The organism is Corynebacterium sp. TAE3-ERU12, from assembly GCF_019209905.1.
Lineage (GTDB): Bacteria > Actinomycetota > Actinomycetes > Mycobacteriales > Mycobacteriaceae > Corynebacterium.
Map to the genome: position 1 here is coordinate 934351 of NZ_JAHUTM010000001.1, position 16786 is coordinate 951136.

The 16786-nt window shown below is 62.2% G+C and carries 13 protein-coding genes; 8 read left to right on the forward strand and 5 right to left on the reverse strand.

The genetic code is table 11. From position 1 onward, the window contains the following. Positions 1-62: 62 nt before the first annotated feature. Positions 63-2159 carry an NAD-dependent DNA ligase LigA gene (ligA, locus tag KRX51_RS04265; protein WP_370625015.1) on the forward strand — a complete coding sequence of 699 codons (2097 nt, stop codon included), beginning with the start codon at positions 63-65 and terminating at the stop codon, positions 2157-2159. A gap of 94 nt (positions 2160-2253) precedes the next feature. Here the strand turns inward: ligA and KRX51_RS04270 are convergent, their stop codons facing one another. Both KRX51_RS04270 and KRX51_RS04275 read right to left on the reverse strand, forming a co-directional pair. Next, a complete protein-coding gene (locus tag KRX51_RS04270; protein WP_218361706.1) occupies positions 2254-4602 on the reverse strand; it encodes a glycogen/starch/alpha-glucan phosphorylase in 2349 nt (782 codons plus the stop codon). A 98-nt stretch (positions 4603-4700) separates the two neighbouring features. Beyond that, entirely contained in the window at positions 4701-5363 is a 663-nt protein-coding gene (locus KRX51_RS04275) for an amino acid-binding ACT domain protein (protein WP_218361708.1), read from the reverse strand. A 242-nt stretch (positions 5364-5605) separates the two neighbouring features. On the opposite strand from KRX51_RS04275, the gene gatC reads away from it, so the two are divergent. The 3 genes from gatC to KRX51_RS04290 all read left to right on the forward strand — a co-directional run bounded on the left by gatC (position 5606) and on the right by KRX51_RS04290 (position 8996). After that, complete coding sequence (gene gatC / locus KRX51_RS04280) at positions 5606-5905, forward strand: Asp-tRNA(Asn)/Glu-tRNA(Gln) amidotransferase subunit GatC (protein WP_218361709.1); 300 nt, start codon at positions 5606-5608, stop codon at positions 5903-5905. Between the two features lie 2 nt (positions 5906-5907). Further along, positions 5908-7416, forward strand: a complete 1509-nt coding sequence (gatA, locus tag KRX51_RS04285) for an Asp-tRNA(Asn)/Glu-tRNA(Gln) amidotransferase subunit GatA (RefSeq protein WP_218361710.1) — start codon at positions 5908-5910, stop codon at positions 7414-7416. 158 nt (positions 7417-7574) lie between these two features. Next, positions 7575-8996: a DHA2 family efflux MFS transporter permease subunit gene (locus KRX51_RS04290; RefSeq protein WP_370625016.1), complete on the forward strand. Its 1422-nt coding sequence runs from the start codon at positions 7575-7577 to the stop codon at positions 8994-8996. Here KRX51_RS04290 and KRX51_RS04295 read toward each other — a convergent pair. Then, on the reverse strand, positions 8993-9646 hold the full coding sequence (locus tag KRX51_RS04295; RefSeq protein ID WP_218361711.1) for a hypothetical protein: 654 nt from the start codon (positions 9644-9646) through the stop codon (positions 8993-8995). The genes KRX51_RS04290 and KRX51_RS04295 overlap by 4 nt on opposite strands. A gap of 208 nt (positions 9647-9854) precedes the next feature. Here KRX51_RS04295 and KRX51_RS04300 point away from each other — a divergent pair, with 208 nt between their 5' ends. After that, positions 9855-10886 (forward strand): 6-phosphofructokinase, encoded by a 1032-nt coding sequence (locus tag KRX51_RS04300; protein ID WP_218361712.1) that lies wholly within the window; start codon positions 9855-9857, stop codon positions 10884-10886. 209 nt (positions 10887-11095) lie between these two features. Next, the gene (locus KRX51_RS04305; protein WP_218361713.1) at positions 11096-12415 is read left to right on the forward strand and encodes a hypothetical protein; all 1320 of its coding nucleotides are present in this window, start codon (positions 11096-11098) and stop codon (positions 12413-12415) included. 51 nt (positions 12416-12466) lie between these two features. On the opposite strand, the gene KRX51_RS04310 is transcribed toward KRX51_RS04305, so the two are convergent. Continuing rightward, complete coding sequence (locus tag KRX51_RS04310; RefSeq protein ID WP_218361714.1) at positions 12467-13063, reverse strand: hypothetical protein; 597 nt, start codon at positions 13061-13063, stop codon at positions 12467-12469. A 136-nt stretch (positions 13064-13199) separates the two neighbouring features. Between KRX51_RS04310 and gatB the strand changes: the two genes are divergently transcribed. Beyond that, on the forward strand, positions 13200-14714 hold the full coding sequence (gene gatB / locus KRX51_RS04315; protein ID WP_218361715.1) for an Asp-tRNA(Asn)/Glu-tRNA(Gln) amidotransferase subunit GatB: 1515 nt from the start codon (positions 13200-13202) through the stop codon (positions 14712-14714). Here the strand turns inward: gatB and KRX51_RS04320 are convergent, their stop codons facing one another. After that, positions 14715-15737, reverse strand: coding sequence for a hypothetical protein (locus KRX51_RS04320; RefSeq protein ID WP_218361716.1), 1023 nt, complete (start codon positions 15735-15737; stop codon positions 14715-14717). Between the two features lie 82 nt (positions 15738-15819). Between KRX51_RS04320 and KRX51_RS04325 the strand changes: the two genes are divergently transcribed. Further along, positions 15820-16749 (forward strand): DoxX family protein, encoded by a 930-nt coding sequence (locus KRX51_RS04325; RefSeq protein ID WP_218361717.1) that lies wholly within the window; start codon positions 15820-15822, stop codon positions 16747-16749. Positions 16750-16786: the final 37 nt, after the last annotated feature.

The window sequence follows — 16786 nt, forward strand, 5'->3', positions numbered from 1 at the left end:
GCACCAGTCTAGGCACGCCTGCGACACCAGCGCCGCCGACCGACGTTACTAAGCTAGAACGCGTGACTGACAAGGATGTGCCCGACACCGCCCGACAGCGCTGGCACGAACTCGCGGATAGTCTCCGGGAGAACTCCAAGCGCTACTACGCCGGCGAACCGGTGGTCTCTGATGCCGAATACGACGAGGCCTTCCGCGAACTGCAGGACCTTGAGGACCGCTACCCCGAATTACAGACCCCGGACAGTCCCACCCAGTCCGTCGGCGCCCCCATCTCCGAGCTTGCCGACGTTGACGGCGACGGCACCGTATTCGCCCCGGTGGAACATATTGAGCGGCTCTACAGCCTAGATAACGTCTTCGACGAGGCCGAACTGCGCAGTTGGCTGGAACGCACCCCGGCTTCGTCCTACCTCACCGAGCTGAAAATCGACGGGCTTTCTATTGACCTGGTCTACGAAAACGGTCGCCTGGTGCGCGCGGCTACCCGCGGTGACGGCATTGTTGGTGAGAACGTCACCGCCAATGCCCGCACCATCGACGATATTCCCGACCAGCTCACCGGCACTGAGGAATTCCCGGTTCCTCAACTGCTGGAAGTACGCGGCGAGGTGTACCTGTCGTTGGAGGAATTCGATCGCATCAATGCTGAGCGCACCGCAGCCGGCAAGGATGCGTTTGCCAACCCACGCAATGCTGCGGCCGGTTCACTGCGGCAGAAAAACCCGAAAGAAACCGCCAAGCGGCGCCTGTCGATGATCTGTCATGGCATCGGTGCACGCCAGGGCATTGAGCTCAGCAGCCAGCATGAGGGCTACCGGGCGTTGGCGGCCTGGGGTTTGCACGTGTCTGACCACACCCGGCTGGTGCACACCGCCGATGAGGTTGTGCAGCGCATGCAGTACTGGGGGGAGCACCGCCACGATGCTGAGCATGAGATGGACGGGCTGGTTGTCAAGGTTGATGACATCGCCGCGCAGCGGGAATTGGGGGCGACCTCGCGCGCACCCCGGTGGGCTATTGCATTTAAATACCCGCCCGAGGAGGCGATGACTGAGCTGCTCGATATTTGGGTCTCTATTGGGCGCACCGGACGCGCCACCCCCTTCGCGGTGATGAAGCCGAAGGTGGTGGCTGGTTCTGAGGTCAGCCGGGCGACGCTGCACAACCCCTCTGAGGTGCGCCGCAAGGGGGTGCTTATCGGCGATACGATCACTATCCGCAAAGCCGGTGATGTGATCCCGGAGGTACTGGGCCCAGTCGCCGCTGATCGCGACGGCACCGAGCGTGAATTTATTTACTCCACGTTGTGCCCCCAGTGCGGGACGCGGCTGGCGCCGGCGAAAGAGGATGATGCCGATTGGCGCTGCCCGAATGTGCGGCATTGCCCCGGCCAGTTGCGCCGCCGGCTGGAGTACATGGCCTCGCGTTCTGCGTTTGATATCGAGAACCTCGGTGAGCGCGGGGTCGCTGACCTTATCCGCCACGGCGTGGTCGAGGACGAGTCTGACCTGTTCGACATCACTGCCGACGATCTTGCCCGCACCCAGGTCTATGGGGCCACAACATCGCAGACGGGCTTGACCGCCAATGGCAAGAAACTGCTCAGCAACCTCGAAGAAGCCAAGGACCAGGACCTGTGGCGGGTACTGGTGAGCCTGACGATTCGCCATGTCGGCCCCACTGCGGCGCGACTATTGGCGACCCGGTTTGGTTCCATTGCGGCCATCGGTAATGCCAGCCGCGAAGAGCTCGCCGAGATCGACGGTATCGGCGGGGTGCTGGCGGATTCCATCCTGGAATGGTTCGCTGTCGACTGGCACCAGGAAGTGCTGCAGAAGTGGGCCGCGGCTGGTGTGCGGATGGCCGATGCGCAGCAGGACACGCCCGCCGCCACCTTAGAGGGCCTCACCATCGTCGTTACTGGCTCCCTGGAGAATTACACCCGCGATAGCGCCAAGGAGGCGATTATTTCTCGCGGCGGTAAGGCAGCTGGTTCGGTGTCGAAGAAGACCAGCGTGGTGGTTATTGGTGAAAATGCCGGTTCGAAGGCGGATAAGGCCGCCCAGCTGGGGGTGCCGACCCTCGACGAAGCAGGGTTTGCCAAGCTGCTTGCCGACGGCGCCGCCGCCATCCCAGACACCGGCGACAACACCTAGTCCAACCAGCCGGATACGCACTCACGCCCGCCGCGGTTGCCTCGTCGATAATGACGGGGCCACCGCAGCGGGCGTGTGTGGGGCGAGGTGTGGTTTAGATAGCCGTTGGGCTGATCTTCCACACCTCATTGGCGTAGTCGCTGATGGTGCGGTCAGAGGAGAACCGGCCAGAGCGGATGATGTTGATGAAGCACTTGCGTGCCCAGGCCATCTCATCGCGGTAATCCTCGGCCATGCGGTCGCGGGTGTCGCGGTAGTCCGCGAAATCACCCAGCACATACCACTGGTCATCGCTGAGCAGCGAGGCCTTGAGGTCGTTGAACATGCCGGTGCCGCCGTCGGAGAAAGTACCGTCGGTAAGCGTATCCAGCACGCGCTTGAGCCCCGGAATCTGCTCGTAAAGGGCAAACGGATTATGGTTCGCGCGCAGCTGCGGCAGCTCCTCTTCGCGGGCGCCGAAAATATAGGCGTTCTCGTCGCCAACAGCCTCATGGATTTCGACATTGGCGCCATCGAGAGTGCCCAAGGTCAGCGCACCGTTCATCATGAACTTCATATTGCCGGTACCCGAGGCTTCCTTACCGGCAGTGGAGATCTGCTCGGAGATATCAGCGGCGGGAATAATGCGCTCGGCGGGGGAGACGTTGTAGTTCTCCACGAACACCACCTTGAGCTTGTCGCCTACGGCGGGGTCATTATTGACCAGCTCGGCTATCTCATTGATGAACTTGATGATCGCCTTAGCCCGGAAATAGCCCGGGGCGGCCTTCGCGCCGAAAATAGCCACCCGCGGCACCACATCCAGCTCCGGGTTTTCCTTCATCCGGAAGTACAAATCCAGCAAGTACAAGGCGTTGAGCAGCTGGCGCTTGTACTCGTGGAGGCGCTTAATCTGGGCGTCGTAAATAGCGTCGGTGGGCACCTGCACGCCCTGACGATCCAAGATCCAGTCGGCGAACGCGGCCTTATTGGCCTGCTTGATATCGATGAGTTCGCGCAGCACATCCTCATCATCGGCGAAGCGTTCCAGCTCGGTGAGCTTATCGAGGTCAGTGACCCACTCGTCGGAACCGCACAGGCGGGTAAGCAATGCCCGCAGCCGCGGGTTGCACTGGTTGAGCCAGCGGCGCGGGGTCACACCATTGGTCTTGTTATTGAAACGCTCCGGCCACAGATCGTGCCATTCCTTGAGCGTCTCGCGCTTAATGATCTCGGTATGCAGCGCGGCCACGCCATTAATCGAGAAGGAGGTGTAGCAGGCAATCCAAGCCATGTGGATACGGCCATTGGAAATCGGCGCCAAGTAATCAATGGTGGCGTGGTCGACGCCGCGCTCAGCCAGATCAATGCGGAAGCGGCGGTCGATTTCCTGGGTGATCTCCAGCACCCGGCGGAACAGGCGCTCGAAAATGGAGAACTCCCAGGTCTCCAGGGCCTCAGCCAGCACGGTGTGGTTGGTGTAGGCGAAGGTCTTGGAGGTGACTTCCCACGCATCCTCCCAGCTCATGTGGTGCTCATCGAGCAGGATGCGCATCAGCTCGGGAATGGCAAGCACCGGGTGGGTGTCGTTGAGCTGAATGCAGTTGTACTTGTGGAAATCGCGCAGGTCATCACCGTGCTCGGCGATGTACTCGTCGACCATCTGCTGCAGCGAGGCAGAAACGAAGAAGTACTGCTGGCGAACGCGCAGCACCTTGCCCTCGTAGGTCGAATCATTCGGGTACAACACGCGGCACAGGTCGTGCACACGTTCGCGTTCGACGATGGCGTCGGTAAAGCGCTGCGAGTTGAAGGCGTCATAGTCGAATTCGCGCATCGGCTCGGAGTTCCACAGCCGCAGCGTATTGACATTATCGGTGCCATAACCGGTAATCGGCATGTCATAGGGCACCGCGCGCACCACAAGATCGTCGAACCGCACAATCCGGTAAGACTCCTCCCGGCGCACGACGAAGGGGTAGCCCTCCTCCATCCACGGGTCGGGGTGCTCGTCCTGGAAACCATCTTCGAAAGTCTGGCGGAACAGGCCATAGCGGTAGAGAATGCCGTAGCCGTTGACCGGCAAATCCTGAGTGGCGCAGGAGTCGAGGAAGCAGGCGGCCAGGCGACCCAGGCCACCATTGCCCAAAGCAGCGTCGTGCTCCGATTCGAGCACATCGGTGATGTCATGGCCGAAGGAGGCAACTGCCTCGCGGGCCTCATCAAGGCGGTCCAGGTTGAGCAGATTATTCAACAAAGCGCGGCCCATGAGGAACTCGGCGGAGAAATAATGCTGCCGACGAGTCTGGGCATAAGCGCGGTTTGTGCGCTCCCAGTTTTCAGCCAATTCGTCGACGACGACACCAGAGAGCCCCGACCAGAACTCTGTTTCGGTCGCGGTCTGCGGGGTACGGCCGGACTCGGCCCGAACATGGGAACCGAGGCGGTCAGTAAAGCTCGTCACAGCACACTCCTTGCATTTGAATAACCGTGCACATTGACCTTACCGTCGGCACGCCGTGCTCGCGGAGCGGGCCGGGCAAGCCACCAGGAGCAGGGCAGCTAATCGACGATCGCGCCGATAATGGTGCCCAAATCGCCGAGGTGCTGCACCTCGCAGGGCAAGAAATCCGGCCCGCCGGGGCGGCCAATAATCAACACCCGGTCATTGCCCATTGGGGCGGCGGCCAGGGAAGATTCCATCACCGTCCACGAATCCGGAATCCAGTCCTCGGCCTCGGCATCCAACCCCCGCGGAGAATCCACCGGCGGCTCGGACAGCACCCGGCCATCATCTTCCGGAGACGCCGAGGACGCAGCAAGACGCCGGGTGCCAACGTCATCATGATCGAGCACAATCGCCCACCCAGCCGTCATTGTGCGCGGCAACGCATCAACAAAAGCCTGTAGGGCGCGCTTAGGCTGGCGACGGTCGCCGGCCAACTCAGCGAGCATCCGGGTCTCGCCGCGACGGTTGGTGGTTCCCGAATACGGCCGGATGGAATCAACCTCGATATCCCCCACAGACCGGGCTGCACTAATCAGCGCATCCGGGGGAGTAGGGGTCTCCAGGTCCACCACAATATCGTCGACGACAGTGCGATCCTCGTGATAAGCGATTACGTCGACGCTGCGGATGTCACCACCTGCCTCGCCCAGTGCAGCTGCCAAAAAGCCCAGGGAACCCGGGACATCGGGCAGCAGGACACGAAGTAAGTAGGTCATGGCGGTAATGATGCTCGCCTTTCATTGCGTCGGAAACGCCGAAAGATGGCGTATGTGTAAACACTCTTCTCAATAACGTGTTGGGCCCCACGCATTGTTCCCGACCGGCGCGGCGCTGTCTGCTACGGCCCCTAAGACGTGGGGGAGTAACGCCGCGCGGCCCCCGATACAACCGCGCCGCCGCCAAGCGGGCTACCCTCTATTGGCAGATCCGCTACCCAAATAAAGGAAAGGGGTCCCGCGTGCCCGCCATTTCGCGCGATGAGGTCGCCCACCTCGCACGTTTGTCCCGCCTGGCGCTGACCGAGGCTGAACTCGAGGAGTTCGCCGGCCAGATTGACGGCATTATTAACCATGTCCAGCAGGTCCAGGAGGTCGCCGCGGCCGATGTGGAGCCGATGAGCCACCCCTCCTCCCTGTCCGGAGTGATGCGTGAGGACGAAATTAAGCCCACGCTCACCGCTGAGCAGGCACTCGACCAAGCCCCATCGGTCGAGCAGGACCGCTTCGAGGTGCCGCAGATCCTGGGCGAGGAGGAATAACCATGTCGGATAACAACTACCTGTACTCCGCAGTCGCCGATGACCCGATCCTCGGCCTGACTGCCGCAGAGCTCGCCGAGAAAATCCACTCCCGCGAGCTGACCTCCGTAGCAGTCACCGAAGCGTTCTTGCAGCGCATCGCTGATGCCGACGACGATGTTCACGCCTTCTTGCACGTTGGCGCCGAGGAAGCCCTCGCTGCTGCCCGCGCGGTTGATGAGGCACTGGATAAGGGCGAAGCCCCGGCTTCTGCGCTTGCCGGTGTGCCGCTGGCATTGAAGGACGTCTTCACCACCACCGACGCCCCCACCACCTGTGGTTCGAAAATGCTCGAGGGCTACCTCAGCCCCTACGACGCCACGGTGACGAAGAAACTCCGTGAAGCCGGCATCCCGATTTTGGGTAAGACCAATATGGATGAGTTCGCCATGGGCTCCTCCACGGAAAACTCGGCTTTTGGTGCCACCAAGAACCCGTGGGACCTGCAGCGCACCCCGGGTGGTTCCGGTGGCGGCTCCGCAGCGGCCCTGGCTGCCGCGATGGCGCCGCTGGCGATCGGTACCGACACTGGCGGCTCGATCCGTCAGCCCGCCGCGCTGACCAATACCGTCGGCGTGAAGCCCACCTACGGCACCGTCTCCCGGTATGGCCTGGTCGCCTGCGCTTCCTCCCTGGACCAAGGCGGACCCACGGCGCGCACGGTGCTCGACACCGCGCTGCTCCACGAGATCATCGCCGGCCACGATGACAACGACTCCACCTCCACCAATCAGCCGATCGCCGATGTTGTTGCCGGCGCCCGCAAGGGCGCGCAAGGCGACCTCACGGGCGTGAAGATCGGTGTTGTGAAGCAGTTCGACCGCGATGGCTACCAGGACGGTGTGCTGGAGAGCTTCCACAAGGCGGTGGAGGATCTTAAGGCCGCAGGTGCACAAATCACCGAGGTTGATTGCCCCAATTTCGACCACGCCCTGTCCGCCTACTACCTGATTCTGCCCTGTGAAGTCAGCTCCAACCTGGCCCGCTTCGATGGCATGCGCTACGGCAACCGCGCCAGCGATGACGGCAAGCACTCCGCAGAACAGGTGATGGCCGCTACCCGCGCCGAAGGCTTCGGTGATGAGGTCAAGCGCCGCATCATGATTGGTACCTACGCGCTGTCGGTGGGCTACTACGACGCCTACTACATCCAGGCCCAGCGCATCCGTACCCTCATCCAGCAGGACTTCGACCGCGCCTTCGAGCAGGTCGACGTGCTGATTTCCCCGACCACCCCGACCACCGCCTTCCAGCTGGGCGAAAAGGTCGACGACCCGCTGAGCATGTACATGTTCGACCTGTGCACGCTGCCGCTGAACCTGGCAGGCATGTGCGGTATGAGCGTGCCGTCCCAGCGGGCCAGCGATACCGGCCTGCCCACCGGATTGCAGATCATGGCCCCGCGCCACGGCGACGACCGGCTCTACCGCGTCGGCGCTGCCTACGAGAAGGTGCGCGGCGACGTGAACTAGACCCGCCTGCGGGGTTTGGGCGCATCCACACCGGGGTTGGCAGATAGCTGCCAGCCCCGGTGCGCGTGTTTATGGGCTGCTTTGGGGGTGTTCGGTTCGGCGGGGTCTCAGCCACCGCAACCGATTTATCAGTTCGATAAGGGTGTAGCGTCTTCACCGTGGTCCAGGACAACACCCCACCTAGCGCCCAGCACAGCGATGACTACCTGCCTTTAAAACAGGCCTGGCTAGCCATCATCCCGCTATGCACCGCCTTCTTCATGATCCTGCTGGACCAAACCATCGTCGCGGTTGCCACCCCGGACATTATGACCAGCCTCGGGGCGGACTATAACGAAGTCATCTGGGTCACCAGCGCCTTCTTACTCACCTACGCTGTTCCGTTGCTTGTTATGGGCCGACTCGGCGACCAGTTCGGCCAAAAACGCATTTTCCAGACCGGCGTCGCGCTGTTCACGATCGCTTCGCTGTGCTGTGGGCTTGCCCCCACCGTGGAAATGCTCATCATCGCCCGCGCCCTCCAAGGCCTCGGCGCGTCCATGATTTCGCCGCAGTCGCTGTCAATCATCACCCGCGTTTTCGCCCCGGAATCGCGCGGTCCCGCAATGGGCATGTGGGGAACAGTCGCCGGCCTTGCCGCACTGTCTGGGCCCATCCTCGGCGGGGTGATCGTCACCGGCCTTACCTGGCATTGGATCTTCTTCATTAACGTGCCCGTCGGGCTTGCCTGCGTGCTGATGGCCGCGAAATTTGTGCCCAACCTGCCGGGAGTCTCCCGCAGTTTCGACATCCCCAGCATCGTGGTGTCCTTAATCGCGATGAGCCTGTTGGTCTTTGGACTCCAACAAGGACAAGGCGCCGACTGGGCACTGTGGGTATGGCTGCTGATTATCGGCGGCATCGGGCTGGTTGCAGTATTTGTGTGGTTGCAGGCCACCGCTTCGCGGCGGGAAGTCGAAGCGCTGGTGCCGCTGCGCCTATTTGCCAACTCCAACTTCTCCCGCGGCTCATTTTCCATCGCCACGATGGGCTTCGCCGTGGCTTCCAATGCGCTGCCGATCATGATCTACCTGCAGCGTTTTGAACACACCAGCGCCCTGACCGCAGGTTTGCTCATCGCCCCAATGGCGATCGTCTCCGGTCTGCTCGCACCGCTCGTCGGCAAGCTTATTGGCCGCATTCGGCCACGGGTGCTGTCCATGTTCGGTTTCGCCATGATGGTTGCCGGGCATATCGCACTGTGGGCAGTGATGCGCCCCGATATGCCGCTCTGGGCGATCCCGGTGGCCAGCGTGCTGCTTGGTTTCGGCAATGGTTGCGTCTGGGCCCCGAACTCGACCACCACAATGGGCAATATCGCCCGCGATGTGGTCGGCGCTGCCTCCGGTGTGTACAACACAGCCCGGCAAGTCGGTGCTGTCTTAGGCTCGGCGGCGACAGCGGCGTTTATTCAGTGGCGCGAAGCAGCAGGCGCTGGCAGTGAATTACTCGGCCAAGCACTGCTGATGCAGGCCGTCATCCTGGTGCTGGGTTTTGTCGCGGTAGCCGGATTTCGGCCCAATACGTCGGAAAGCCCCTAAATAAGGTTGGCTTTTTCAGAGAGCAACCTGGCCTGAGACATCGACTTCACCGGGCTCAGGGTGATGAGCACCCCTTCTTTACAGGCAAAAACCACGCCGCCTTGGGCGAATACAAAGAAACCCGACGGGCCTTCCTGCTTGAGCACAGTCAGGTTGCTCATCTGCTTATTCGGATCCAGCAAACGCTTCGACTGCCAGGCCGAGACCATCTCGTAGGCGTTATTGACCTTGGCCGGCAGGGTGCGCGCGGCATGGTCATTCGTGAAGGTGATGCTGCCATCGGCCAGCGGGCCCTCATCGAGGCGGCAGGCGGTGGAGTCGTCATCCTGCAATAAATTAATGACGTTGACCGACTGCGGATGGCAGGACGAAAAATCGACCATGTCCACCAACTCGTCGGGAAGCTCCTCGACTGTCTGATCCGTGGGGGCGTACTCACTGCGCGAATCGTGCATAAGCACATACCCCGACACCGCCAGTACGGCTATGAGCAGTGCTGCGATGACAATAGGTGCTGCACTACGTGGCCGCGGGTGGGTTGCGGACTCGGCGGGATCAGGCTCCAGCTCCTCACCGGGTACCCCAGAGCTGGGCCGCTCACCTGGCTGGTGGCGGTCCGGTTCGGGTGTGGTGAATCTCGACAGTGGCATGGCACGTCTTTCTCATCGCAGGTTCTGGGAACTACGTGGCTGTTGTGACTATACCCAGTGGGGTAGTGCGAGTGCAGCCCGGGGGTCACGCAATAGAAACCGCTCTAGCTGGGAAAACCCTTCACTATTCCTGCTGTGTTGAGTTGTGCAACAGGCCGATACGCAGCTCATTGGGCGCAATCTGAATGCCCCGGCTACCCTGGTGCTCATGCGCATTGCGACCCTGACTTCCGGCGGCGACTGCCCCGGCCTTAACGCTGTTATCCGAGCCATCGTCCGCACCGCCTCATCCGAGTACGGTTCCACCGTCGTGGGCTTCGAGGACGGGTGGATTGGCCTGATGGAGGACCGCAGGGTTCAGCTGTACGACGACGAACACATCGACCGCGTACTGCTGCGCGGCGGCACCATGCTGGGCACCGGTCGCGTCCACCCCGATATCCTCACCGCCAACCTGGACCGGATCAAGGAAAACCTTAACGACGCTGGCGTCGACGCCCTGATCCCGATCGGTGGTGAAGGCACCCTCAAGGCAGGCAAGTGGCTCTCCGATAACGGCGTCCCCGTCGTCGGTGTGCCCAAGACCATCGATAATGACGTCAACGGCACCGACTACACCTTCGGTTTCGATACCGCTGTGGCCGTTGCTACCGACGCCGTCGACCGGCTGCACACCACCGCCGAATCACACCAGCGCGTGATGATTGTGGAGGTCATGGGCCGCCACGTGGGCTGGATCGCCCTGCACGCCGGTATGGCCGGCGGCGCGCACTACATCGTGATTCCCGAAGAAGCCTTCGATATCAACGAGATCTGCAAGTCCATGGAACGCCGGTTCCAGATGGGGGAGAAGTACGGCATTATCGTCGTCGCCGAAGGTGCCACCCCGAAGGAAGGCACCATGGAATTTGAAGAAGGCGGCATCGACCAGTTCGGCCACCAGACCTTCAATAATGTCGGCCAGATGATCGGCAATGAGATCAAGTCCCGCACCGGCTATGACGTGCGCACTACGGTGCTCGGCCATATCCAGCGCGGCGGCACACCGACCGCTTATGACCGAGTACTAGCCACCCGCTACGGTGTGCACGCCACCCGGGCAGTTCATGAGGGGGATTACGGCACCATCGTTGCGCTGCGGGGAGAGAATATTACCCGCATCGATATCGACGATGCTGTCTCTGAACTTAAGGTTGTCCCGCCGGGCCGCTATCATGCCGCGCAGGCCCTCTTCGGCTAGGCCGAAACAGGGATCTATTAATGTAGATATGGCTGCATAATGAGCAGCCGCCCCGCCACCGCTACACGGTGGGGACACCAACGCCGTCGGGTGCTGGTTTCTCATAGCCGGTACCCGCGCACAAAAGCTACCGGTCGGTACAGCGTTTGTAGTGTGCCATCTAGCGGTGCCCGCAGGAGCTGCGCTCCGGCCCGGAAAGGGAATTACGCATGCTCAAAAGAGCATTGACCATTGCCATGGCCTTCGTTGGACTCATCATCGGCGCGGGCTTCGCATCCGGCCAGGAGACCTTGCAGTTCTTCTCCTCATTCGGCGCAGGAGGCCTCTGGGGAGCAGGTATCGCCGGCATTGTCATGATTGTCGCCGGTGCGGGACTGCTGCAGCTGGGCAGCTACTTCCGCGCCAATGAGCACACCCAGGTCCTTGACCGCGTCGCCATGCCGCTGACCGCTAAATTCCTGGACGTATCGATCATGGTGACGCTGTTTTGTACCGGCTTCGTCATGTTCGCCGGTGCGGGCTCGAACCTAGAGCAGCAGTTCAACCTGCCGGTATGGGTGGGTGCAACACTCATGCTGGCCCTGGTGCTCGGCGCTGGTCTGCTCGATGTCGACGCCGTCGGCCGTGTTATCGGCGCCATCACCCCGTTCATCATCGTGTTCTTGGTGCTGGCCTCGGTATGGGCACTCATCCACACCGACTTAAGCCTCGCCGAAGCCGACGCCTACGCCAATGCTGAGCTGAGCTCTTCGCTGCCGAACTGGTGGATCTCCGCGCTGAACTACGTCGGACTGTGCATGATCATGGCCGTCTCCATGACCATTGTGATCGGCGGTAACCACTTCCTGCCGCGCTCGGCCGGCTATGGCGGCCTGCTCGGCGGAATCATCTATGGCGCGCTGCTCACCCTGGCCGCAGCCGCCCTGCTGTTCTCCGCCCCCGACGTCGCCGATCAGGACCTGCCGATGCTGGCCCTGGTCGATGAGATCAACCCCACCCTGTCGATCGGTATGGCCGTGGTCATCTACATGATGATCTTCAACACCGCCATCGGCATGTTCTACGCCCTCGGCAAGCGCATGACCGCCAACCGCCCGGAACGTTTCTACCCGCTGTTCGCCGTTGCCTGCGTCATCGGCTACGGCCTGTCCTTCATTGGCTTCACCCAGCTCGTTGCCGTGGTCTACCCGGCACTGGGCTATATCGGCATCGCATTGATCGGTGTGCTCGTCTTCGGTTGGCTGCGTCAGCGCAGCGAGATTATGGATGAGCACAAGCGCCGCGGCCGCATCCAGAAGCTGGCCCGGAAGAAGGCCGACCCGGACGAGGAGTTCACCAAGTCCGACCAGAAGAAGCTGGACGCTGCGGTGGCCGAATCCAATGTTGAGGACGATGAGATGCGTCAGGCAGCTGCCGACGATGTCGCCGCCGTCCTGGCTAAGGACGAGGATTCATCCTTCCAAGAAGGCGATGAGATCGTGCTCCACGATGAATCCACCACCGCTAAGGACACCCCGGAAGCACGGTAGCCAGAAGGGGCTAAGCCCAAATCCGGATATTCCCGCCGCTGTGCACGCGCCTTAAATCAGGCCGTGCGCAGCGGCGAATTTCTTTGCCTCCGCCAGAGTGGGGAAGGGGCCATAACGCAGCACCGCATCATCAGTGCGGTCGTATAAGGTCCCGGCGGCACGCACATAACTCAGGTTGTGCTCGCCGTCGGCGGAGGAGCCCACCTCCGCCAGCGGGGCGTCCTCGCCGGTGCGGCGAACGGCGTCGGCAAGCTCCGGATCGGCGAAAAGGGTCACCAACGTGCCGCCCTCGGGGTCATCGAATAGCAGGCAGGACATCGACGGCACCGCTTGTTCCAGACCAAGCCCGGCCGGATTTTCCGAGCCCCGGACGCAGCCCTCAGCCACCCAGTAGCTATTCAGCGACTCTGGTAGCCGGTCGCGTACCGCCTCAGCCGACACTTCCGCGCCGTGCCCCTTGGCCCCCTGGAAGTGCTTCCACAACCCAACCCCACCAGCAATGAGCGCAATCACCACAATGATGGCGATGACTAACCAGATCATGCGCCGCGAGGAGCCGGCCTCGTTGGGCTGGGCACTACTGCGCGAAGCAGTCACCGGGTCAACGGTGGGCTGGTCGTCAGGCTGTGGGGTTGCGGGTGTGGACACGTAGGACCTCCTGGGGCGAACACGCGCGGGGTCACCTGGGGTAACTGCGGTGCGATGAACAGCAATGGCATAACGATAACCCGTCCCGGTGCGACCTTCGGCGCGGCGCCAGCAACCCGCTAGTACGATGTCGACCATGACCGCCGCTTATGCAGATGATCTGATGGACTACGACGAGGTGCTCACCCGATTCGACCCGGTAATGGGTATGGAAGTGCACGTGGAGCTCGCCACGAAGACGAAGATGTTCTCCTCGTCCTCGGCCGATTTTGGCGCCGAGCCGAATAGCCACGTCGACCCCTGCTCGCTGGGCTTGCCCGGTGCGCTACCTGTGGTGAACCGCATCGGTGTGGAATGGGCTATCAAGATCGGCCTGGCGCTGAACTGCAAGATCGCCGAGTCGTCCCGCTTCGCCCGGAAGAACTACTTCTACCCGGACCAGCCGAAGAATTACCAGATCTCCCAGTACGACGAACCGATCGCCTATGACGGCTACCTCGACGTGGTGCTCGACGACGGCACCGAATGGCGCGTTGAGATTGAGCGCGCCCATATGGAGGAAGACACCGGCAAACTCACCCACCTCGGCGGCGCTACCGGCCGCATTCATGGCGCAACGCGCTCCTTGGTGGACTGCAATCGCGCCGGTGTGCCGCTGATCGAGATCGTCACCAAACCCATCGAAGGCGCTGGTGCGCGTGCCCCCGAGGTCGCCCGCGCCTATGTTGCCGCGCTGCGTGACCTGGTGAAGGCCCTGGGTGTCTCCGATGCCCGCATGGACCAGGGTTCGATGCGTGTGGACTCCAACCTGTCGCTGCGCCCGGTGGGCCAGGATGAGTTCGGTACCCGCACCGAGACGAAGAATATTAACTCCCTGAAGTCCGTGGAGCAGGCGGTGCGCTACGAGATGCAGCGCCAGGCCCAGGTGCTTACCGACGGTGGCTCCATCCGCCAGGAAACCCGCCACTACCAGGAGACCGACGGGTCAACCTCGGCCGGCCGAATCAAGGAAACCGCCGAGGACTACCGCTACTTCAACGACCCCGACCTGCCCCCGGTACTGGCCCCGGCCGAATGGGTCGAAGAAATCCGGGCCACCCTGCCGGAGTTGCCCTGGGTGCGCCGCGCCCGGATTCAGGCCGAGTGGGGTTTGAAGGATGAGGAAATGCGCGACCTTGTCAATGCCGGTGCGCTCGACCTCATTATCGACACCGTGGAGGCAGGTGCCACACCTGATGAGGCCCGCTCCTGGTGGGTTGCCTACCTCTCCCAGCAGGCCAATGAGCGTGGTTGCGAACTGGCTGAACTGGAGATCACCCCGGCCCAGGTGGCTCGCGTAATCGAGCTGATTAAGGAAGGCAAGCTCACCAATAAGCTCGCCCGTAAGGCCGTCGACGGTGTGCTCGCCGGCGAAGGTGATGTCGATCAGGTTGTTGCGGATCGTGGTCTTGAGGTGGTGCGTGACGACGGGGCGATCACCCAGGCCGTGCAGGACGCACTGGACAATAACCCCGATATTGTCGCCAAGATTAAGGACGGCAAAACCAAGGCCGGCGGCGCCATTGTCGGCCAGGTGATGAAGGCCACCCGCGGCAAGGCCGACCCGGCGCAGGTCAACAAGCTCATCGGTGAACTGGTCGCCAAGATGTAGCTAGACCGGGGAAGCCCCGCCGGCGCCGTCGGACGGAATCCGCACGATTCGGTCATCGGCGGCGCCGCCGGTGCCCATCCGGCGATTAATGGTGCCGCCCCAGATCTCTACGCCATCGGGGCCAGGCACTGCCGCCAGTGCTTCAATATGGCCAAACTGGCCGTCTACCAGCACCTCCGGTGCGCCCTTGGTGGTCCACGAACTGAACTCATCGGCGCCATCGAGCTGTAACTCAATGGCGACGACCTGCTGCGCCCCAGGGACCGCAACAATAAGCGTCTTATTAACCACCACGCAGCCGCCGATGGAGTTATCGAAACTGACCCCAGTGACCGGGCTGAGTAAGAACCCATCCCACTGCGAAATCAGTGGCACCCCCTCGAGCATGGTGCTCAATAGCGTCGGCGGGCCAGCTTCCTGGGTGCACGCAGAAATGAGCTCAATGCGTTCATCATCGCTGAATAACGGCTCCGGTTCAGCACCCGGTCGCTTCGGTGCAGTGAGCACCGCAGGCTCGCGCAACGTATCGAGATCACGCCAGTCGACCCGGTTATTCGGCAATACGGTCAGCCGGCGCACCTGCCCGCTTTCCATCAGCACAAAAACCTGACCGTCTTCGAACACCGTGGGGGAAGCCACCAGCTGGCGTACCGGGCCGCCAGCGTCGGTAAGCACAGTGGGCTGCAATCCAGGCCGGATATCCCACACGGCGCCGTCCTCAGTAGCAGCGAGACCACGGGACATATCAATGCCCACCAGCGCTGTCACCGTCGGCAAGCACGCAGCCAACGTGGTGTCATCGACGGCGCACGGGTCACCAGAACTATCCTGCTTGCCGCTGTGGGACTTACCGGCCCCAGGAGCGCCATCAGGGGTGGCCTTCGGCATTTTCGCCGGCGGCATCTGCTCAGTCTGGTCACTAAACGGAGCCTGCGCGGCCGGATCAAATGAGCACCCGGACAGCACCAACGCGGCGGTGAGTGCCGCCGCGGCGCGGCGCAGTGGGGTGCGGGGGATAGTCACGTGACCAAGGATAGGGAAAATAAATCCAAAACACGGCCCCGCCGACTGTTGAATGGGGGTAACTAAACCTAGGGTGGAGGTCGTGACTGATAAAAAGAACCCGGACGACCACAAAATCGATGACCTTTCCGACGGTCTGCACGACGATAACTTCGACGTGCCCACCTACCAGGAAAACGCCCAGGCAGATACCGCCAAGGTGCCCGCAGCCGACAACCAGCCGGACGCATACGCCAACGCGGGCCGCGCACAGCCGCAGGTGATCCAGCCCAACGACGATACGGCCGCGGCGAATGCGGAAACCGCTCAGTTCCGCCCCGCCGAGACCAGCCAGACCGCTGGCAACCCCATGTTCGCCGACAACGCCACCGCCTCCGGCGCCGCTGTGGCCGCCGACGAGGACTACAACCGCGATGAGGAAGACGACGACGAGGTCGAAACCCGCCGCGGCACACTCGACCTAGGCCTGCTGGTGCTGCGCCTCGTTGTGGGCGGCATGTTGCTGCTACACGGACTGAGCACCTTCTTTGGGTTCTCCGGCGCCGCTGGTGTTGGCCAGCTGGAAAATGATTACGCCCAGGCTGGCTGGAATATGCCGGGCCTGGTCGCCGTACTTGAACCGACCCTGCAGGTTATTGCCGGCGCTCTGCTGGTGCTGGGCCTGGCCACCCCGCTGGGTGCTGCCCTGGCCATCGTCGTGTCCGCCTTCTCCACGATGGCTGATGTGGCGCTGAACTCTTCTGGCTGGGATATTATCTCCGCCGAAGGTTCCGGCTACATGCAGCTGTTCCTGCTGCTCACCGGTGCCTCCCTGGCGCTGCAGTTCACCGGTCCGGGCCGTTACGGCCTCGACGTTGCCCGTGGCTGGGCACGCCGTCCGCTGGTGAGCTCCTGGCTGTTCGCCCTGATTGCGATCGCCGCTGCGGTGGCCATCTGGTTCTTCGTTACCGGTAGCTTGCCGTTCGTCGGCTCCAGCACCGTTGACGTGCCGGTGGACTCCCCGCTGAATTAGTAGTCACCCCGCGCACACAGTGCGCTGGTGGTTGCGC

Bases quoted from the DNA above. Each gene is read 5' to 3' on its own strand.
- KRX51_RS04275 (WP_218361708.1), bottom strand. From the start codon at position 5,363: ATGACCTACTTACTTCGTGTCCTGCTGCCCGATGTCCCGGGTTCCCTG.
- gatA (WP_218361710.1), top strand. From the start codon at position 5,908: ATGTCGGATAACAACTACCTGTACTCCGCAGTCGCCGATGACCCGATC.
- KRX51_RS04295 (WP_218361711.1), bottom strand. From the start codon at position 9,646: ATGCCACTGTCGAGATTCACCACACCCGAACCGGACCGCCACCAGCCA.
- KRX51_RS04300 (WP_218361712.1), top strand. From the start codon at position 9,855: ATGCGCATTGCGACCCTGACTTCCGGCGGCGACTGCCCCGGCCTTAAC.
- KRX51_RS04305 (WP_218361713.1), top strand. From the start codon at position 11,096: ATGCTCAAAAGAGCATTGACCATTGCCATGGCCTTCGTTGGACTCATC.
- gatB (WP_218361715.1), top strand. From the start codon at position 13,200: ATGACCGCCGCTTATGCAGATGATCTGATGGACTACGACGAGGTGCTC.